General features: G+C 63.1%; 4 protein-coding genes. 2 read left to right on the top strand and 2 right to left on the bottom strand.

Translation table 11 applies throughout. The features are described from left to right. A partial coding sequence (locus CZ203_RS14680) for a hypothetical protein (RefSeq protein WP_159456415.1) occupies nt 1–17,536 on the bottom strand: 17,536 nt, incomplete at its 3' end. Nucleotides 17,537–18,902: 1,366 nt separating this feature from the next. Between CZ203_RS14680 and CZ203_RS07345 the strand changes: the two genes are divergently transcribed. Continuing rightward, the gene (locus CZ203_RS07345) at nt 18,903–19,349 is read left to right on the top strand and encodes a DUF134 domain-containing protein (protein ID WP_087065487.1); all 447 of its coding nucleotides are present in this window, start codon (nt 18,903–18,905) and stop codon (nt 19,347–19,349) included. A gap of 91 nt (nt 19,350–19,440) precedes the next feature. Here the strand turns inward: CZ203_RS07345 and CZ203_RS07340 are convergent, their stop codons facing one another. Continuing rightward, the gene (locus CZ203_RS07340; protein ID WP_087065486.1) at nt 19,441–20,298 is read right to left on the bottom strand and encodes a helix-turn-helix domain-containing protein; all 858 of its coding nucleotides are present in this window, start codon (nt 20,296–20,298) and stop codon (nt 19,441–19,443) included. A gap of 238 nt (nt 20,299–20,536) precedes the next feature. Here CZ203_RS07340 and CZ203_RS07335 point away from each other — a divergent pair, with 238 nt between their 5' ends. Beyond that, a complete protein-coding gene (locus tag CZ203_RS07335) occupies nt 20,537–21,715 on the top strand; it encodes a Gfo/Idh/MocA family protein (RefSeq protein ID WP_087065485.1) in 1,179 nt (392 codons plus the stop codon). The last annotated feature ends 57 nt before the right edge of the window (nt 21,716–21,772 follow it).

Raw genomic sequence — 21,772 nt, 5'->3', positions numbered from 1 at the left:
CCTTCACGACCCACGGCGCGTCCTCCTTGCCGTCGGTATAGGTTTCGTACCGCCCGCCGAAGAAATCCTTCGCGAGCAGCGGGTCGAACGCGGACTTTGCCGCGCGGTGGCCGGGGGCGGGCACGCCGCCCGATGGGCGCTGCACGATTTCCGCTTTTACAAGCGCGCTGTCGAGCGGGGTCGCCGCCGGGCTGCCGTTTGCCGCGGGCGCGCCGCCGTAGTAGGCCTGCAGGGACAGGCCGCCGTCCGGCGTCAGCTTGGGCATGACGCCCTTGGGCAGCACGTACGTCATCGTGACGCCGTCGGTCGCCCAGTCGCCGTAGTTGATCGCGTAAAGCTGCGCCGTATACGTCTCGCCAAACTGCAAGGCGGGCGTATAGACGCGGAACTGGCCGTCGATAAACAGCCATTCTGCGCCGGGCATGCCGCTGCCGGCGTAGCCCAGGTCGTACTGGCTGGAGGTGCCGTTTATGTCGCCCGCGTACCTGCGGCCAGTCTCAAACTGCGTCGCGCCGAACAGCCACGCCTTTTGCAGGTGCAGCGCGTCTTCCGACCAGAGGACGTTCTCCTTCTTGCCGTCCGCGCTGTCGACGAGCGCCGTGCGGCCGCCGTTTACCACCTTGCCCGGCTGGACGCCCCGGCCTGCGGCCGTCTGGACGCCCCATGTGCGGGTAACCATCAGCTTGCTGTACCAGTCGCGCAGGGTACCCGCCTTGCCGTCCGTCCCGTCCGAGGCGTTGAACTGGTTCGGCAGGAGCTGCTGCACCTCTTGCACGCCGGTGTTCGCCGACTGTACCGCGCATGTCTGGCGCGCCTGGCTGTCCAGGTCGTAATCAAAGAAGTTGCCGTTGCCGCCCTGGTCTGCGCTGTTGCCGCCGTTGCCCGGGAACCGGGTAGTGGAACCGTGCAGGAACTCGCCGCGCTTTTGCTTGGTATCGTCCGGATAGAGCAGGACGGGGTAATTGCCCTCGCTGTCGGGCGCCTTGGTGTAATCCGGCAGCGGGAAGGAGCCGGTCACCGTGCTGCCCGGGTCCGCCCCGGTACGGGCCTGCCACGCGGTCGCGGCTTTCATGCCGGTGCGCACGCCGGTAAAGCCGACGTCGTGCAGCAGGTTGTCCATATCCATGCCCTTGCCCGCCGTATTGCCCGGGTTCGGGTAAGAGGCATTCGTATTCGGCGAAGTGCCCGAATAGTTGTTGTGCTGATACTCGCCGATGCGCGGCAGGTAGATGTTTTTGCCGGATTCCTGGTAGGACACCATCGGCAGGCCTTCCGTGTGCGTCGCGGCCGGGTACAGGATTTCGATCCGTTCGCCCGGCTGGAGCGCCGCGGTGCCGTCCGCGTCCCCGAAGGTGTAGGTAAATACCAGGAAGTCCTTGCTTTCGGTCCGCACGTCCGCGCCGTTCGGTACAACGGCCGCGTCGGTACGGTCGATCCCCACCGCCGGATAGGCCTGCATCCCGCCGGTATCGGCCTCGGTCACCTTGTAGGCCGTGACCTCCGGCATCGTGAAGCCGTCCGGGTTTGCGTCCGATTTGGGCGCGCGGTAGGTGCCGTCGGCATTGCGCCACCGGATGATAACGTCCTGCGGCAGCGTGACCTTGACCGGCTCCGCGCCCACGTCCGCCGGCGCCATGCCGGCCGGCAGGTCGACATAGTCCACCGGCACCTTATCGATCACCGTCGGGCGGTAGACCTCGCCGGTGCCCAGGCAGTCCCGGAGGGAATAGCTGGGCAGGGCGGTACCGCCGTTGTAATTGACCTTGCCGTTATAGGCCGCGGTCACGGTGTAGCCTTTCGCGGCCGCCTTGGCGCTTTGCACCGCCAGGCGGTTCCACACGGCCTGCCCCGGCCGGTAGCCGCGCAGCGACCTGGTATCCACCAGCGAGCCGCTTTGCGCATCGGCCTCCGCGTCGCCCCGCGTGTCGTACGCCGCGTTCATGAGCGAGACGTTGGACATGCGGCGGCGCACCGGGTAGGTGAGCACGTTTTGCGTGCCGTAGACATAGGTGTCCTTCTCGATATTGGTGTTCTGGTCGTCGCGGTCCGGGTTCTCCGTGGGGTTGCCCAGCCCGTCCTTCATGTCATCCTGGAGTTCCCCATCCGTCTTGCCGGACTGGCCGGTTGTCGTTTCGCCGGGTTCGAGGGTGGTGAAGTTGTCGCCCGCGGACGAATCGATGAACCATTTCTGTTCCAGGCGCACCTTGTAATTGTAGCTGTACGCGTCCTTCGCGGTGTTGGGGTCGGTATCCGCCCACACGCTGACGCCGTGCAGCGTGACCGCCGGCACCGCGAGGTAATTGTCCTCCGCGTCCGGGCGCGCCTGGTTGTAGGCCGACAGGGTCGCATATTGCAGCCGGAGCCGCGCGACCTGCCGCGGGTCTACGGGGACGTATTGGTTTTCCGCCTCGTCCCAATAGTAGCCGTTCGGGTTTGCGCTGACGCGGTTGCCGCCGCCATCCGTGTAATACGGGTGCACAAGGCGGTAACCGTCCTGCCGCTCGCGGATCGCGTAGGGGTGCGTCGGGTCGTAGGCCACGTCCGTCCAGCCGTCCCGCACCGTGCCATCCGCCTTGAGGTCGCCGCGGAGCTGCACGAAGCGCGTCGCGGACATCCGGTTGTCGATGGTGGTTTCGGAGCCGTCCGGGTTTGAAACCGTGCTGTACTGCTTGCCGGTCTGGTCGTAGAGCAGCTCGTCGCCAGCGGGCAGGCGGTTGAGGAAGAAGCCTTGCAGCTCGCGCAGGTCGGCCTGCGCAAAGCCGGTATTGCCGCCGATGAAGTCGAACGTCAGCTCCATCTTGGTGGCGTTGCGGTGCGAATCGTTGCGGATGGTGCCGAGCGTGGTACCGTCCGCGTTTGGCGTGCCGACCGTGAGGCGCGCCTCGCCGCCGTCGATGTTGTCCGTCATCTGCAGCTGCATGGACGGCTTGTTGTCCACCGCAAAGAACTTCATTTTGCCGGACTTGACGCGCGCCATCGTGCCGTCGGTGCTGCCGTCCGCCGTAATGTCCCCGGCCGCCGTGGGCTTGAGGCGCTCGTAGGTGACGGTCGGGTCGCTGCCGATGGTCTCCTGGCGGGCGACGGACGCGCCGTATGCGTTCGCCGTCTTCGGGATCGCGGCGACGTCCTTGCCGCCCTCGCTGGCGTTCGTGTAGTTTTCCACATCCGCGATGCCCGCGCCCGCGGCTTCGAGCCGGGTGGAAGTGAAGTAAATGGGTTCATAGCCGTGCGTATCGTCGTAAGAGCCGAAATACACGACGCTCTGGGCAAGCTCCTTGCCCTCGAGCTTCCCGCCGTCGGGCGTGGTGTCGTCCGCTGTGTCGAGGTCGGACTCGACCTCAAGCTCTACCATGATGCGCACGCCCTGGTTGAGCATGACGGGCTTGTTGATCTGCCAGACAAGCTGGCGCACCGCCGTGTCCGGCACCTCCGGCTCGGCAAACGCCGCGCGGAAGAAGCTGCGCATGCGCGCGAACACCGTCGGCGCCTCGCTCTCCTTGCCGGAGTAGAGGTCCTTCAGTTCGGTGTTATGCGGGACGTTTGCATATTTTTCCGCAGGCGTAGCCCCGTTTTCGTGTTCCGTATGCTGCGGGTCGTAGGCCGTGATGTCCTCCCGCAGGATTTGCGCGTCGCCCCAGGCCAGATCGCTGGCCGCGGCGGGCTTCGCCGCCGTCAGGCCCGATACCGGGGTGGAGGCCGCGTCGCCGTAATCATTTTTGACGCTGCCGTCCGGGTTTAGCGTGACCCATTTGCCGTTTACGATGTGCAGCGCGCCGCCGTCCGCCGCCTGCCAGTTGCCGTCCGCGTCGAGCGCGGGCAGGTCGCCGAACGTAAACTGCTCCGGCATGTAGTACCACCGTGCGATGCGGGTGCCCTTCGGCGCTTCGAAGCGGATGACCGGGGCGTCCCAGGTGGTGTTGCCGCGTTCGCCGCCGGCCGGGGTCGGCAGCGCGTCCTTCTCGTTGACCGCCGTCACATAATAGGTGATGCGGTCGCCGGGGATGAGCTTCTGGATATCGACCGGCGCCTTCGGCGTCTTGGCCTTGTCGTTCGCGTCCGCCTTGTCAAAGTCGTTGCCGCCGTAGGACAGGCCGAGCGGGCGGTGCACATTATTGGCGTCCTTCGCGTCCGGGTCGGGCGCAAGGCCGCTCGTCCCCGCCGCGTCCACATACGGCAGGCGGTTGACGGCCACGTTGAGCTTGGCCGCACGGTTGAGGAAGCGCAGGCGCTTGTGGTTCGCCACCGTGACTTCGCGCTTCATGGTGATGCCGCTGGACGCGACGTTGTGGATCGCGTTCACGCCCGCCATCTCAAATTTGACCGTCAGTTCGTCCGAAATGGACTTGGCCAGCTTGAGCGGGTCGATCGCCACGCCCGGGCGGGACTTGCTGTCCCATGCCTTATCGGTGCCCGCACCCGCCGGGTCTTCATCCGCCTCATAGAAGCGGTCGACGAAAACGCCTTCAAACAGCAGGTCGGCCGGCTCCTCGCCCTCGGCGTAGCCCGGCGCCGCCGCGCCGGCGGGGCCTGTATTGCGCACGCCGGTCAGCGTGGCGTTGCCTTCGGCGTTCGGGCCGAAGAAGCGGCGGCGGTTCTTCTGGAAGTCGATCAGCCAGTCCGTGCGCACCTTGACGCCGTAATTGCAGGAAACGACGTTGTGCTGCAGGAAATAGCCCTCGCTGCTGGACGGGTCGTAGGCGCTTTGGCCGTCCGCCGCCACCTTGACCGGGGTCAGCTTGACAAGATTGCCCGCCGCATCGGTGTAGGACGCGCCGTCCACAAACATTTTGTCGAGGTCGATCAGGAAATAGCGCGCGTTTTCCTTGCTTGCCGCCGGGTTGCCGTCCCGGCCGGCGTAGGAAATGTACTTGCTGTACGCGGGCGCAATCTCGCCGTCGTTTTCCATAATGTCGGCGAGCGCGAACTGCATCAGGTCGAACTCGTTTGTGGGCTTGGCGGAAGCGCCCGGCGCGGTGTGCGTCTGGTTCGGCGCGGCCGCGGTGCGCAAGGTGAACGTATCCACCGCGTATTTGTTTTCGCGGAGCACCGCGACATCGTCCGCGCCCTCGGTGGCCTTTTGCTGGCCGGCATAGGCGGTTTTCGTCAGGAACTGCGCCGGGATCCACAGCTTTTGCGTGCGCAGGCCTTCCGGCATGGCGTTTTCATAGGACAATTTGTCATAATACACGCCCGCCGTATCCAGGGTCTCGTCCGCCGCGTACGCCTTCAGCCCCTCCTTGGAGGTATTGACCGCCCACATGCGGAACCGCTGCGTGTTTGGCGTCTTGTTGTCCACACCGTAATCGTAAATTTCGCTGTACTCCGGGCCGTTTGCCGCGCCGGATGCGTGGTACGGGCTGGAGATGGGGTCGCCCGCCGCGGCGGTGCCGCCCGGCAGCAGGGGGACGGTGTCAATATACACCGCCGGGGTGTTGTCCAGCCGCTTGGCGATCAGCATGGAGCGGCTGTCCACCGAACCGGTGTCCACCCCGCCGCCGACTGGGTTCAGGCCGCGCGCGGCGTTGTCATCCGTCGTCTTGTACGGGACGGATTCTTTCAGTTCCGTCCAGCCGGGCTCCGAGCCCGTTGCGCCGTCCTCGACCAAGTGCAGGCGGCCGTCCCCGTCCTTCCAGCCGATGGCCTCCGGCGCGGTGGCCAGGTAGCCGAAGGCGCTTGAAACGTGGTTGGTGCGCGGCTGCACCTGGGCGTTTGTCAGCACGCGGTTATTGCGCGAACCGACGCTTTCCAGGGAACTGCCGGAACCCGTCTGCGTCCAGGCGGAGTGGTACGGGTTGCTGCGCGGCAGCACGTCGTCGATGATCTCGTCGACATTGCCGAACAGGTAGTAGTCCGGGTTTGCATCCGCCGCTTGGCTGCGCTCCGGCTGCACGCCGAGGTACTCGTCCGTCTGGTCGCCGTCGCCGGGCAGGTTGACCGCGACAAACGTCACCTTGGACGGGTATTCGTTACGGCCGAGCGTGATGACGTTCTTCTGCGCCAGCAGGGCGGCGTCCGCGTTGACGGCGTCGTTATAGGCGTCCCCGTCGAGTTCGTCGTCCGTGTGGCCGTCCGCAAGGTTCTGGTTGCCCTTGATGGAGTCGCCGGTCGCCGCATCCGTGTTGTCCTCGTAGCGGAACAGGATGCGTCCCATGTGTTCCATGCCGCTTTTCCCCTTGGCTTCGTCCAAGGTGGGCGCGGTGGCGGCTTCTTCATTGCCGTACAGGTCGAGGTAGTCGAGCGTCACGGTGCGGGTGGCTTTGGCCGCCGTCTTGACGTCGCCCGTCGGGGGCGCGCCGTCCACGCCCGTGGTGTCGGTCTCGTGCTCCGCAATCTCGACCTTGACGCGCGTCAGGTACGGCCGCATGTTGTCCGCGACCTCGATATAGCGGCTGAAGAAGCCCTTATACCAGCCGTCCTCGCGGGAAAGCTCCGGCAGGGTATCGGCCGTTTCGACATAGTCGAGCTGGGTGAACAGACCCTTCCACTCGTCGTACAGGTAGCGGTAAGCGCCGGTACTATAGTGGTAATACTGCCGTGCCTTTTCAGCATTGGTATCCGCCGGCTGGCCGATGCCGATGCCGAAACCGGCCAGCGCGCCGTAGGGCAGGTCTGCGTTATAGTTGTTTTCATAGAAGTCCTGCCGGATGTTGCCGGAGGCTTCGGAAAACGCCTTGCCGTCCGCCGTTTTCCCCCAGCCCGATTCCGTGCGCACGTTCGCGCCCAGCACATTGATATCCGCGTCGTTATAGAGGTAGCCGGACTGCCAGTCCGCCCAGTTTGAATCGGCGTGATAACTGTAATTATAATAGGTCGTCGTGTAATGATGGTACTCTTCCCCGTACGACCAGTCGCTGCGGGTTTTTACAGCCGCATGCGGGTGCTGCCCGTCGTCCTTGCCGATCTGCTCGCGCACGGCGGTCACACGGTTCTGCGGGGCGACAGGTTGCAGGCGCTGCGCCGCGTTCGCCTCGTAATCGACGTCATACTGTGCGCCCAGGGCGATATGGGTGTTGACGGAGGCGGACTGCGCGCCGGTCTTGATGACGCGCCCCGCGACTGCGATCGAGTGGCGGGTTTCCTGCTTGCCAACCGTGTCGCCGTTTGGCACGACCTGGGCATGGCTGGCGTATTTTTCGCCCATCGCCTGCGGGTCGACCGCCTCGCGGTACCACGAGCCTTCGTCCGCCGCGACGACCTCCCACAGGCTTTGGTTGGTCTTGTTTTGCGCCGCTGGGTTTTCGTTGATGGACATAGTGACGATGACCTTGTCGATCCCGCCGCTTTGCACCGCGTAGCCCGGCCAGCGGTAGCCCGCGAGGCTGCCCGCGTCCGCGGTGTCGCGCGGGTCGTACCGGTTGTCGCCGGCGTCGATATTGGACGGGGCAAAACCCGCCGCCTGCGCCGATGCGTCCGGATTGACGAGGTTGATGCGCCACCAGCCGCCTGCGTCCTCGCCCGCCATGGTGCCGACGCTGCTCGCGGCGGTGCCGTCCGCCCAGTCCGTACCCGCGCGCGTATCCACCGTGCCGTCCTTATGTACGATGGCGACGGATTTTACATAGTTTTTCAGGTAGGGGCGCAGCTTGAGGAAATACGCATCAAAGCTGTTTTCGGGCACGTCGATGGTCATGGAGACTTCGGCGGCGGCGTTGTAGTCCTGCAACACCGTGCCGGTATTGGCGCGCGGCGTGCGGAACCACTGCCGGAAATCGACCGTATACGCCGCGAGCGACTTGTAGCCCACGGTCAGCGTATGGTTATCGAGATACGGCGCATGCGTATACTGGCTGTCCCAGCAGTAGTCGGTACTGTCGCGGTTAATATTATTCGGCATGGTCTCGTCCACATAGCGGTAATCCGCCGGGGAGATGCCCTTCGCGTCCTCGGAGAACGCCGCGCTCATGGTGGTGTCGAAATAGAGCTTCGGCGTGTAGGCCCAGGCCTTGTCGGTATCGCCGCGGACGTGTTCCTCGCGCGCGATATCGGCAAAGTTGTTTTCGCCGTCCTGGACGCCCGTGACCGTGCCGGGCGCGCCGCTTTGCGCGATATCGAGCTGGGCAAAGCCGTGGCCGTACAGCAGCGTTTCAAACGTGCCGGTTACGACGGTAGACGTTTCGCTCGTGATCGCGCGGTTGCCCGCCGCGCCGACCGTGGTGCTGATCGGGCGGTCGCTCAGGCCGACGAATACAACCGATTCCGCCGCCTGATCCGGCCGGACGGCCAGCGCCCATGCGTCCTTGCCCTTCTTGGGGCTAATTTCCTCGGTAAACGCCTTGGGGTCGTCCTTGCGCATCGGCAGGAAGTCCGAGCCGTAAATTTCGGCCTTGCCGATATTCGCCAGCCCGGCCTGCCCTACGAGCAGCTCGCGGGAAATGAGCAGGTCGCCCGCTTTCGCGGTGTAAAGCCCCTCCGCCGGCGCGGCGGAAGGCTTATCCGCAGCCAGGCGCGTCAGGCCGGACGCGAGCGTCCGCACCGCGCCGTCCTTATGCAGGGTGACGGTGAAGGTCGCGTTTTGGTTGACCGTTTCCGGCAGCGCCTTGGCCGCGGTAGCCGGCTTTTGATATTTATACGGGGGCTTTGCGCCCGCATCCGCGGGCGCGCCGCCGTCCGCGTTGTCGCGCGTGACCTCGACATAGTAATCGTCCGGCCGGTCGACGTCGCGCAGCACGATCCGGTCAAAGACCGCCTGCTCAAAGAGCTGCCCGCGCACGATGACGTCCATCGTGTGGAAGCCGCGATGCCCCTCGGCGTCCTGCGTGCGCGCGGCCTCCATGCCCGGGTCGAGCGTAAAGCGGAAGCCCTCCATACGCGACACCGAGTCGTTCGTCAGGCCGAAGGACGACAGGTACTCGCGCGCGTAGGGCACGACGTTCCAGTTGCCGTTCTGGTCGATGGAGGCGGACAGCGCGGTGCCGTCGTTACGCGTGCCGCCGGTGTTCGCCGGGTTGGGGTCGTAACTTGTGCCATAGCCAAGCGCCGCGCGGTTATAGTATTCCGTCCTGGCGGTGGTCACCGGGCGCGGCTCCTTGATGTTGAAGGAGGCGTGCTTCCACTCCTCGCAGCCGTCGTCCGGCTTGACCTTCTGGCTCGTGCCGGAAACATAGTCGATAAAACTCGTTTCCGCCAGGATATCGTTGCCAAAGTGGTTGTTTTCCTCCAGGTAAGGCCGGCCATAGCCGTCATAGCGGGTCACATATACCTTTTTGCCCGACGTATGCGGGTTGAAAGCCGCCAGGTGGTCCTTGGTGTTCACAAGGTTCTGCGTGCCCGCAAAGGCCTTCTGGTAAGTATATTGGTCGCCGTAGCGCCCCGCGAAGCCCAGCACGCGCACTTCGCCGCGGTTGTCCGTGCCGCCCTGCGCCTTGACGTCGCCGTCAAAGCGGGAGAACACGATTTCGATGCGGCCGGGGTAGGGGATGCTTGCCTCGCCGTCCGGGTCCGCTTCGTCATACCACGCGGTATAGTCCACCTTGGCGCCCTGCCCGCCGCTGCGGCCTGCCAGCAGGCCTTTCAGCTCGTCGCCCAGGATGGTGCGGCAGCGCGGAACAGGCTTGCCCTCCGCGTCCAGCATGGTCGCAAGGCGGTCGTACACGCGGATTTCTGCAACCGTGGCCACGCCTTCGTCCAGCACCGGCACCCAGCCCGTTGCGGGGTAGCCGCCGGACATCGCGCCCGTGTTTTCATCATAGGACGGCGGCGCCCAGGGGGTCGCCGATTCCGGGTAAGGCTCTGCCGCCTGGCCATTGAGGCGGGTCACGCCGTCCGGCGCCTTCCAGCCCAGCAGGGTCTTGCCGTCGCCGATCAGCTTGCGGTCGAAGAACAGGCCGGTTGCCTGGAAGCCGCGGCGGCTGTCCTCCTGCTCGTTGGTGTCCGGGTTGTCGCCGTACAGCGGCAGGTTGACGCCGAGCACCGGGCGGGACATAGCGCTCGTCGACTTGTTGCCGAGGCGCATACGGTAGAACAGGCCGTCTTTGTCCTCATAAGACAGGGGGAGGGCGTTCCGGTCGTTGTCCGAATCCCCGCTTGTCTCAAGCGCCAGCGGGTAGGCCGCGCCGGGATCCGCGGGGTCGTCCGCCTTGGCGGCGGTCATATCGACCGTCGGGTCGGACGGGCCGATGTGCAGGCGCGCCCAGCTATCGACCGTGCGGGTATAGGTCGTCATCGCGGCGGAAGCGCCGATGGTCTCGTAGCTCTCCGTCCAGCTGCTCGCCAGCTTGAGGAACTCGCTCATGGTGATATCCTTGCCGGGGTCGACCTTGTTGCCGTTTTCGTCGATATTGTCGTAAGAATAGCCGTCCGGCGTGCCGTAAAGGTATAGGTAGCCGCTGTTTTTGCTCGGGCTAAAGTTGTTGCCGCCCTCGAGCGTGGAGTTGTACTGCGTCACCCAGATGTTCGCGGTGTCGGGATGGTCGATCGGATGCTCCACCTTGTCGTTCCACACGGTTTCGCTGATCGAAAGGATCGGTTTCCCGCTCGCGTCCGTGCTGAACAGGTCGTCCGCGGAGACGGCATAGGTTTTCTTGCTGCCGTCGCGGCCGGTGTAGACCATCTCATATTGGTAGGCCGTGCCCTCGCCGGCGACCGGGGTATAGCCCTCGCTGTACGCGCCGCCGAGCAGCCGGTCCCATCCCGCGCCCGCGGGATCGCCCATCGGGTTGTGGATATTCTGGCTGGTCGCGTCGTTGCCCTCGCCGTCCACCAGCTTGCGGCGGATCAGCACGCTTGCGCGGCCGGGCTTCGGCAGGCTGTCGTCGCGCTTGCCCTCCGCGTCGAGCTTCAGCGGCTGCGCCTCCTGGATGAAGACGGAATCCAGCTCGACCTTGCCGTCGCGCGTGATGTTTTCCAAAAACGCCGCGTCGGACGCGATGCGGGTCAGCTTGAAGCCCGCGAGCGACTGGTAGCCCTCCACGTCGACCGGGGTCGGGCTGATCGGCAGCGTGTTCTTGAGGAAGGCGTTATAGGCGCGGGTGGGGCCGGTATTGCCGGCCTTGACGCGGAAGAACGCGCCTTCCACGCCCATGGCGGCGTCGCGGTCGCCCTTGTCGCCGCTCGGCTGCCCCTTATAGGCGCCGACCGTGCCGACTGCGTGCACCTCGGCCTTGGGGACGACCTTGAGCGAACGGAACGAGCCCGTCCGGGTATCGAGTTCGGTCTTTGCCTGCGCAAAATCGAACGGGTCGTAGCCCTTGGGCACGGTCAGGTTGCCGGTCGCGGTGACGATGCCGCCGTAGGTCACATTCTGCGCCGCGGTGCCCGCCGCACTGTCGTTATAGGTGCTCGGGCTGCCTTCCAGCAGCACATAGGTCTGCTTGTTGGTCTCTTGGCTATATGTATAGTTGTTGAGGCTGCCGCCGTTTGCGGCCGTGCTGTCGTTGCCGAAATACACCCCGTAGGACAGGCGCACCGCACGGATATACCAGCCCTCGGGCAATTCGCCCGCCATGCCCGCGACCGGCTTGCCGTCGCTGTCCGTATAGGAAAACTGCAAACGGTTCCGGAAGGCGTATTGGGGGTCTGCGGGGTCGAGCTTCGCGCGGCCGAGCGACGCCCTGAGCGCCTGCTCGTCGATCACGGCGAACTTGCCCGCGTTTGCCGGGTCCGCTTCGCCCTTCTGGTCGTCGTAGTCCCAGCGGTAAACCGTCAGCTTGGCGTCCTTGCCGTATTTAAGGATATTGGGGTCCATCTCGATGGCCGTCAGCAAGAAGCCCTTGCGGTCCATCTTGTCGCTGCCTGTGACGCTGACCGGCAGGGAAGCCGTAAAGGCCGCGTCCACCAGGTCGGAGTAGCTGCGGTTCGTGGTAACGCTGCGGTTCGTGCCGCCGACCACCTGGTTTACGGCGGACTGGTTCCACTGGTTGCCGAAGGTGACCTTATAGAAGTGCTGGTAGCGGTCGTAGGCCTTGAGGTCCAGCAGGTTGCCCATCGGCACGTCGATCTGTGTGGTGACCGCGCCCCAATTGTTGGGGCCGGACGCGCTCGCGCCGTTGCCCGGCGTGATCCCCTTGTCCGCCAGCGCCCGGTCGGTGAAGACCGACTGCACATAGGCGTACGGGTGCGGGCGCTGCACGACGAACTGCGCGGTCTGCACGCCGCTCTGTACCGGGTCTACGACCACGCGCCCCGCATAGGCGCCCGTCTGGCTGGGCGTGCCCGTCAGCACCTGCTTGGTTTCGTACTGGCCGGTCTCAAAGTTCCAGCGTTCCGGGCGGTAGAATACGCTCTTGATCTGCAGCGCGTCTTCCGCGCCGCCCTTGTCGGAAGTTTCGGTATAGCTGTTCGTCTGGCCGTAAAGCCGGAGCTGCAGCGCCTTATCCTTCGTGCCGGTGTCCTCGCGCACGTCTATCACATTTACGCGCACATAGCGCACGTCGCCAAAGCCGGCGGCCTTCTTCCGGATATCCTCCAGCGTGAACGTGTAGCCCTCGCCCTCTTTATAGTGGCTTGCCAGTTCTTCCCCGGTGAAGGACACGGAATTTGCCAGCTCCTTGCGCGGTTCGATGCCTTCCTTGTTGTCCTGCGCGGAGGCAAACACGACCTCAAACAGGCCGTCCTTGCCGTCATACAGCTTTTTGAGCTGCTCATCGGTGATAACAAGGCGGTCGAACAGGAAGCCCTTGGCAAGCTGTTCCGCCCCCGCCTGCGCCGTCTTGTTGCCGCTTGCGTCCAGGTAATTGCCGTCCTTGTCCTGGCGCGGCACGAGCTTTACAGGCAGCTCGGACTGCAGCACGCCCTCGGACAGGGGCAGCTTTTCGTTGTTGCCGGACGAAGCCTGCCAGGGGCCGTACCAGTAATAAATCGGTCGGTCGCCCGAGCCGATATACACGTCAAAGCGCTTTTCGTGCTGGTTAAAGGGCACGTACGCCGTATTGTCGTGCTGGTTCGTGCCCATCAGCGCGCGATCCTGGCCATGGATGCCGCGCGTCTGGGTCTCGCCGTTCGCGTCCACATAGGTGACCGGCGTCACCCCGTCGGGCGCATATTCCGGCTGGTAGGCCTCGTAATAGGCGTCGCTATATACATAGAGGTTGTAGGAGTCGTCAATATAGAGGATATGCTCCAGCGTATCCTCTGCGTAGTAGGCCGGCTTGCCCGCCGACGTGGCCGGACGGTTCGCGGGCATATTCTTGCCGGCGGCCGCGTTATTGTCGTGCTGCAAGTGGGTATAGGGGTCGTAAACGCGTTCGTTATTGACGCGCGCCTCCAGGCGCTCGTCCTCCGTGTAGAAGGAGGCGTGCACGCGCAGCGCGCCGGTTGCGAGCACATGGCCGCGCAGCTTCACATCGAAGCCGTCGCCCTTTTTGACCGTGCCGCGGAACTGCGCAAACACGACCTTGACCCTTTGCAGCGCGTGGATATGCTGGGGCTTTGCTCCGTCGTCCCACGCTTCGGCCCTCAGCGTGTGGTAGCCGGGCGTTTCCGCATCGTCAAACAGCGCCGTTTTGCCGTTTTCGCCGTACAGCTCGTCGCGCCCAAAGGTGAGCGTTACCTCGTTGCCGCTTTTATCCAGGCCGTACAGGCGGATCTCATCCACGCCGCCGGAAAGCGCGTCCTTCGCGGGGATCAGGATCCCTTCCGTGACAAAGCCCTCGGCGCGGCTATACCGGTCGGGGTTGACGCGCGCGGGGAAGCTGACCTCGTAAACGCCGCGCAGAAGGTCGGAAACCTCGCGGCTGCCGCCGTTTTCGTCAGTATTCGTCAGCTGCGCGCTGATATAGTCCTTGCCGCCGGCAAACGTGCGCACCATGCCCGTGTTCCCGGCCTCGGCAGCGCCGGTCGGCCAGGTCTTCGTATACTGCGTGTGCGCCGCGTCCGCGGGGTACTGCTGGTTCAGTGAGAAATTCGTCAGCAAGGTGCCCCAGTACCAGTTCGACCACTTTGCGGTGTCCGGCAGGTAAGGGGGCAGCCTCGTATAGGAGGACCCCAGGTTCGGCAGGTTCAGCGCCGGGTCGCGGTAGATATTCAGGGCAACGCGCGGGTTCGCGTCGACATAGATTTTCTTGACGCCCATGCCGGGGTTGTCCTTCGGCTCTCCCTTCCAGTCCGGGTCGGGGTCGCCCACGTCGGCCGCCTTGCGCACGAACTTCTCGCCGTTCGGCATGGCCGGGCTGCGCGCCAGGAACTGGTTTTGCACCGCCAGGTCGCGCTCGTAAACGTTTGCGCTGCCATATACGCTGCAATACAGGAACTTATCGTCGTAATGGGCGGTACTGCCGTCCGCCATCGTCTCGTTATGCGCCGCGACCATCTTGGCGTCCATTTCAGACAGGTAGACGCGCACCGCGCCGAGCAGGTGCTCTGGCTTCTGCGGGTCTGCGCCTTCCCAGGCCGTGCGCGGCAGGCGCAGCACGCCGTCCGCCCCAATATAGGGTTCGAGCGCATAGCGGTCGAGCACCAGGTCAGGCTGCGCGCCCTTGGCGTCGGGGTCGTTGCCGTTCCAATATAAGCCGACCTTCTCGAGGTTCGCCCAGTTTGTGTCGGACGACCAGGCCTCGTCCGGGTGCGCCGCGTCCCAGCCCTGCGGCTTGAACTCGCGCATGTGCTCCATATCGATGGCGACCATATCGGCCCGGAAGCCGGTGTTTTCCAGCCCCTTGACCTTGTAATCACCGGGATACAAGTCCAGCTTAAGCGTGATCTCGCCCTCGCTCATGAGCGCGGTCGAGTCGTTGCCGAGCGTGGCCGCGTACTTGAAGCGGTCCTGGTAGGGGACAGCCTGGCGGTTCGCCTTCGCGCGGGTGTTGCCGTCGTCGTCCAGCCAGTGCACGAGCATGTCGATGGTCGGCTTGGCCATCTCATAGATCAGCGTGCCGTCGTCTGTGCCCTTATAGACGAACTGGGGGTTCGCCGCGTCCTCGCGCTGCTGGTTGATGAAGCGGTCGTGCCAGCCGTCGACGCTGTAGGAAAGCGCGGCCTTGCACTTGCTGATCGTATAGCAGGTGCCGAGGATTTCCATGTACTGGTTGGCCTGGTCTTCGAGGTCGTTCGCCGGGTCCTCGTCGTCCAGGTGCAGGAGCTGGCTTTTGCCCTTGAAAGCGCTGTAGGTCAGCTCGATTTTGGACACCTGCCCGAGCTTTTTGCGCAGGTCGGAGGCCTGTTGGGTCACGTTGCCGTGCTCGTCCCGGAGTTCGGGGCGCAGGTCGATAAAGGCCGCGTCCGGGTGCTTGTCCTTATCCTGCCGGTTCGAGGTGTTGACCAGCGCCAGCAGCTCGGTTTTCGTAAAGCTGACCGTCAGGGGCTTGCCGTCCGCGCCCTTTGCCTTATAGCTTGTCAGGGTGAGCATCGGCCCCTCGATGAGTTTGACCTTGCCGTTTTCGTCCAGCACGGGCGTGCCGTCGGGGTTCTGCTCATACAGCAGCTTGCCCGCGCCGTCGCGCTTCCAGGCCGGGTCGCCGGCCTCGATGAGCTGCTTGTGCAGGTAAATGCCCGAGGATTCAAAGCCCGGCTTGTCCTTCTTGCCGTCCGCCAGGTCGTCGTCCTCGACCAGCATGGGCAGGTCGAAGGTAAAGCCGACGTTATAGCCCTGGCCTTCGGCCTCGTTCTGGGCGGTAAAGTAGTAGCTGCCCGATTCCAGGCCGAGCGGCGTGCGCAGCTCGGTATCGTCGACCTTCTCTTCCTTCTTGATGCGCGTGCGCACCTGCAGCTTGCCGCTGATCTTGGAGGGGTCGATCTGTTTCTCCGGCGCGCTGTCCTTTTTCAGCCAGGGCGAGTTTCCCGCCTTGTCCTGAACGGGGAAGTAGCCGATCTGGTCGGTCAGCAGGCCGTCCCGGATGGCGTCCGACTGCTGCTCCTCCACATAATCGAGCATGCAGAAGCGCACCTGCGCCTTGTTGACGCGCGTACCCGCCACGCGGGAGGTGCCCGCCAGCTCGATGTTCGAGGGCAGCGCCTCGCCGATGCCCAGCGCGTATTTAAAGTTCATGCGGATGGTATGGTTCTGGTAAAAATCCTCGTTAAAGGCCAACATGTCGGAGCAATCGAAGGTAAAGCAGACCTGCTCCTTGCCGCCTACCGTGACGGTTTCCTGCGTTACCGCCGGCGTGTCGAGGTCGACCCACGTTTTGCCGTCCTTGGAGAGGTATTGCAGGAAGGGGTAGGGCGTCTTGTGGACAAACTCGTCCTCAATTACGCCCACGCCGATCAGCTTGTCCTCGCCGCCGAGCCACTTTTTGATATACTCCCCGTTGGACGCTTGCACAACCTCCGGGTCGACATAAAGCCGCACCGCCTCCAGGTCATAGTCCGCGGGCAGCTCGTCCGTAATCTGCGGGCGGTACATCGGCGGCATCAGGTTCGCGCCCTGGAGCTGCTTTGCCGCCTTGTAGCCGATGTCGCGGATCGTGTAGGTCAGCGTGCGGCCGACCTGCGCCTCCTGCTGCTCAACGACCTTTTCGCCCTCGCCCTCGCCTTCAGGGATGTAGAAATAGGTAACGTTATCCTTGTCGTTTTTTTGCCATGTGTATTTGCCGCGCGTGATGACCTCGCCGGTCTCCTCGTCCTTATTCGTGATCTCCGGCCCGAAATAAATCTGGCCGATGGCTTCCGGGTTGGCGCGCATATAGTCCGCGGATGTCTGCATATTGGTCGCGTTGCTGTAGGGCACAAAGACGCGGTATACGCGGGCGTCCGGATAGTCCTTGTCATAGGTTATGCCTTCGCCGTTTTCGCCGCCATGGGGGTTTTTGACCCCGCCCTTCATATGCGGCGGGTATAGGATCTGGTTCAGCGACTCAAAGTTGACGGACGTGCCCGTGGCGCTGTAGCCGACCAGCTTGCCGCCGGCGTCCACCAGCTTGCCGGGATCCTCTACCGCGCGCTGCCCCTCCGGCACATCGGTCACATCGATGATGACCACGCCGCCGATTTCGTCGTATTTGCTCAAATCATACTCAAAATTGTCGAGCGTATTGGAGCCCCACACGCCGGTGAACCGGTCGGTCTTACTGGGCTTGTAGTTTGCGTCCGCGTATTGGTCGTTTATGACCGGGCTGCCGTCCGCCCCCATCAGGAAGCGCATCAGGGCGGAAGCGTTGACCGACACCTCCGCGTTGCCTGCCGAACTGGGTAGGGTGGTCTGGATATTGAAATCCTTGAAGACCGTCGTATCCGGAACCCATTCCTCTGGATTGTCGGGCAGGGTATACGTGTCGGTTTCCTTGTCGTAATTCATGCCGGACACGTTGCGCACCGTCATCTCATAGGAGGCGTAATTGTGCTTCTGCCACAGCATGACCATATCCTCCGCTGTGCCGTGCACCGGGTTTACGCGGAGGTCCCAGTCGATATTCGTATAGATCAGGGAACCCATGCCCTCGCCTTGCCAGGGGTCGCCCGGCATGATGCCCTGCAGCCCCAGGTTGCTCGCGTCATACCAGTTATTATCGTTATCGCGATAGGTCTGGTAGTCCGCCCAGCTGAACACCTGCGCGAGCGTGCCCTCTGGGATGGACTGCCCCTTTGCAACCCAAAACTTAAAGGAAACCCCGAGGATGGCGTTTTTCGTCGGTTCGTAGTCCTGCGTGGGCATATTGACGCGCACGCGGCCGCCATACCAGCCCGCACCCAGCGATTCTACCGGGTAAAAGTCCCCTTCTTCGGGATAAATGGGATAATNAGATGTGTATAAGAGCCGTTCGTGGAACCGTTACCCCCGCCCGAACCCGTGCCGCCTTCGCCGCCCGGCGTGGAACCGCCCTCGCCGCCGGAACCTGTATCGCCTTCGCCGCCCGGCGTGGAGCCGCTTTCGCCGCCGGAACCTGTATCGCCTTCGCCGCCCGGCGTGGAGCCGCTATCGCCGCCCGAACCTGTATCGCCTTCGCCGCCCGGCGTGGAACCGCCCTCGCCGCCGGGAACCGTGCCGCCTTCGCCGCCGGGGACGTCCGGCTTCCCCTCGGGGCTATCCGGCACTTCCGGAACCAACGTATTCGTCGCAGACTGCGGGTCATACGGGAAAAATGTCAAATTATCATACTGGGGCTTTACCGCAATGCCGCCCAGCAGCTGCGAGGGCTGCCCCTTGTTTGTCCAGTTCTCCGGCTTTGTCCAGTCGCCGTAGATCAGGCCGACCGTGCCGTCCTGATATTTTACAATGTAGGGCGTGTCAATATGTACGCCGATCCCGCCGAATTTCGCGCCTTGGCCGGACGAGCGGGAGGTAATTGTCAGGCCTGCCGTTGCCTCCTGCTTTTTGGACAAGGTGACGCCGTCCGTCATCGTCACGCTGCCCCCGCTGACCTTGAGGTCGTTCATATCCACGCGCAGGACGGGGATATCGCCTTCCTGCAATGTGGCCGGGGCGCCCGCCTCCAGCCCCTCCGGCCCTAGGCCGAGCGCTTGCAGCACCTCGAGCGCCGACGCGCCCTGCTGCAGGAAAAGCGCCAGCGTAACCATAAACGCCAGGATGCGGCGGTATGCGCCGCGATGTAAGCGTTTGCGTGAATCCTGTTTGCCCCTAAACATGTTCACAATTATTCCCCTCCATATACCGGCAAGCCGGCGGTACGATGATCAAAATCTGAAATGTAACTTGTGCACTTTATCGATTTAATGCAAAATTGCTGTAATTCACTAAGCAAAATGCACATATATTGATAAATATATACGTATCACTATTATATGCCATGTTACCGCTTGTGTAAAGGCAATATGCGCAGATTATGGATTTTTTGTGCACAAACTGCAAATATGGGCAGCATTTTCTTACAACATCGCCCACTTTATCACCATTTTGAACAAACGCTCAAAATCCGCTACACACGCACAAAATACGCCAGGCGCAGGCTGTGCCGCAAATCCGCCGCTACAATTTGTAACCGCAGGAGGGAAATCCCCTTTATGGTTGACATATGCCGGAAACCATGCTATATTATTTTTGACATAAGCCAGAAACAAAGGAGGCGGAAGCGATGCCCCGTCCCAAAAAATGCAGGCGCATCTGCGCGCTCCCGCGCACCGCGGCCTTTGCGCCGGTCGGCTGCCGAGGCAAGGCGCAGGTCGAGATGTCGGTCGACGAGTTTGAGGCCGTCCGGCTGATCGACCTGCTCGGCTGCACCCAGGAGGAGGCCGCCGCGCGCATGGGCGTGGCGCGCACGACCGTGCAAGCGGTATATAACTGCGCGCGCGGGAAGCTGGCCGACATGCTGGTGAACGGCAAGCGGCTGCAGATCGGCGGCGGGGACTATATGCTGTGCCCCCGGGCGGAAGGCTGCCCCGCGCACGGCGCGAGCGGCGNCGCGGGCAGCCTGCAGTACGACCCGGACACCGTCTGCGCCCACCACGAGGGGCACGGCGAAGGGCACGACTGCGGCAGCCACCACGAGGGCGGCTGCGGCGGCGGCCACTGCGGCCACTAAAAACCCGCGCCCACGCCCTGCTATAAAGATAAAAGAAGGGGCGCCATCCGGTTTGGATGGCGCCCCTTCTTTTATTTGCCGCCGCGCGGCGTTATTCGGGCTGCATGGAGATGGAGTTGTGGTCGCGCCGGTACTGCTTGGGCGATACGCCGACGCGCTTGACGAAAATATTGATCAGGCTGCCGCTCGAAGCGTAGCCCACCTCGTAGGCGATCTCCGCGACCGATTTGCTGGTGCGCACAAGCAGGATCTTGGCCTGCTCGATCCGGGTATTGATGACGTAATCCATCGGCGCAAAGCCGGTCTGCTGTTTGAAGCAGTGCGAAAAGTAGAAGACGCTCAGCCGCGCGACGCCCGCAAGCTCCTCCAGCGTGATCTGCTTACCCACGTTGGAGCGGATATAGGTGATCGCATCATCAACCGGGCCGCCGGCCTCGCGCTCCTCGCGGGTGGGGGAGAGCAGCAGTTCAAACATCCTGTAAATGCGCATCGAGCTTTCAAACGGCGTTTCGATACCGCCGCGCTCATAAAAGTCCACCATATCGTAAAGCAGCTTGCCGACCATCATGTTGCTTTCGCGCCGGATCAGCCAGCCCTGCGTATCGATCACGTGCTGCGAGAGCGCGTGCGCGTTGGAGCCGTCAAAGTGCATGTAGAGGAACTCGAGCCCGTCCTCCGCGTGGTAATAGTGCGGCTCCGTGCAGTCGAGCAGCACCACGTCCCCGCGCTGCGCCCGGCACGCCTCCCCGCGGTACTCGATGCGGAACACGCCCTGCCGGATGTACACCACAAGCAGCGGCGGGTAGGACTGGCGGCGCATATAGTAGTTCTCGTTGCAATAATAATGGCCGCACCAGGTCGGGTAAAAAAACAGCCCCTTTGCCGTTTCCGGCGGCGTGAAGGAAAAGCACGTGGAATGCGGCAGGATGCCCGGGTCTACGCTTTTCATGGGAACACTCCTTTTTTGCAGTTTCGTATATAAAGGCAAAATCGATGAATTTTACAACAAACCGCGCTATTTACGGATTGCTACTATAAGCTTATAATGAAGTCACAGAAAAGGAAATCAACAGTTAATACAAAGTTTCTCCGCAATTTTTGGTACAAATCACAAACCGGTATGATTACGCTGTTTCAGCGTTTGTAAAAGCAAAACTAAAATACTTATAGGAAAGAGTGTGAACAAAATGTTTATTGGCGAAAAGAAGATTGACAGACCGTTCCGTTGGGGTATCGTTGGCGGCGGCCGTACGAGCGGCGTAGGCTACAAGCACCGCCTGGGCGCCATGCGCGACAACACCTCCTTCGTCCTGAAGGCCGCGGCCTTCGACCTGGACTTCGGCCGCTGCGTGGACTTCGGCAAGAACCTCAATATGGACGAAGACCGCCTGTACCCGGATTACAAGACCATGTTTGCCAAGGAAGCCGCCCGCGAGGACGGCATCGAGGCGGTCGACATCGCCACCCCGAACTTCCAGCACTTCGAGGTCTGCAAGGCGGCGCTGGAAGCCGGCCTGCACGTCATCTGCGAAAAGCCGCTGTTCTTCAAGGTCGAGGAAGGCGAGGAGATCAAGGCGCTCGCCGAAAAGATGGGCAAGGTCGTATGCGTGACCTACGGCTTCTCCGGTTTCGACCTGCTGAGCCAGATGCGCAGCATGGTCCTGAACGGCGACATCGGCGAGGTCACCATGGTCGACCTGCGCTACGCGCACGGCTTCGCCTGCGACCCGACCGGCGACAAGCAGGCCGAGGGGCAGAAGTGGCGCGTCGACCCGGCAAAGTCCGGCCCGTCCTTCGTCCTGGGCGACCTGTCCACCCATACCTTCTACATGTCCGAGCTGGTCTGCCCGCAGCTGAAGCTGAAGCAGCTCCTGTGCGACCGCCAGAGCTTCATCAAGTCCCGCGCCCCGCTGGAGGACAACGCTTACGTCCTGATGCGCTATGAAAACGGCGCGGTCGGCCGCCTGTGGGCTTCCGCTGTCAACGCGGGCGACATGTCCAGCCAGCACATCCGCATCGTCGGCACCAAGGCGTCGCTCGAGTGGAACGATATGCACCCGGACGAACTGAAATACGAGGTACAGGGCCAGCCGGTACAGACGCTGGTGCGCGCCATGGATTACCTGAACCCCGAAGCGCTGGAATACGAGCGCCTGGGCGCGCTGCACTACACCGGCCTCATCGATTCCTGGTCGAACCTGTACACCCGCTTCGCGATCGCGATGGACGCGAAAAACCGCGGCGACGAGGAGGCCCTCGCAAACCTGGTCTACCCGGGCATCGACGCCGGCATCGACGGCATCCGCTGGGTGACCAAGTGCGTCGAATCCGCCGACAAGGGCGCCGTATGGGTCGACTTTAAGTAAATCACGATACCAATCCCTCTTTTTCTTCTCTTCTCACGATGGCGGGCGCGCCAGGAA

The sequence above is a fragment of the Intestinibacillus massiliensis genome (genome assembly GCF_900155735.1).
In the GTDB taxonomy this organism is placed as follows: domain Bacteria; phylum Bacillota; class Clostridia; order Oscillospirales; family Butyricicoccaceae; genus Intestinibacillus; species Intestinibacillus massiliensis.
Note: the sequence above shows the minus strand (reverse complement) of the source record. Positions and strands in the feature narration are given on the sequence as shown.

Coding starts and splice junctions, on each gene's coding strand:
- CZ203_RS07335 (WP_087065485.1), top strand. CDS start 20,537: ATGTTTATTGGCGAAAAGAAGATTGACAGACCGTTCCGTTGGGGTATC.
- CZ203_RS07340 (WP_087065486.1), bottom strand. CDS start 20,298: ATGAAAAGCGTAGACCCGGGCATCCTGCCGCATTCCACGTGCTTTTCC.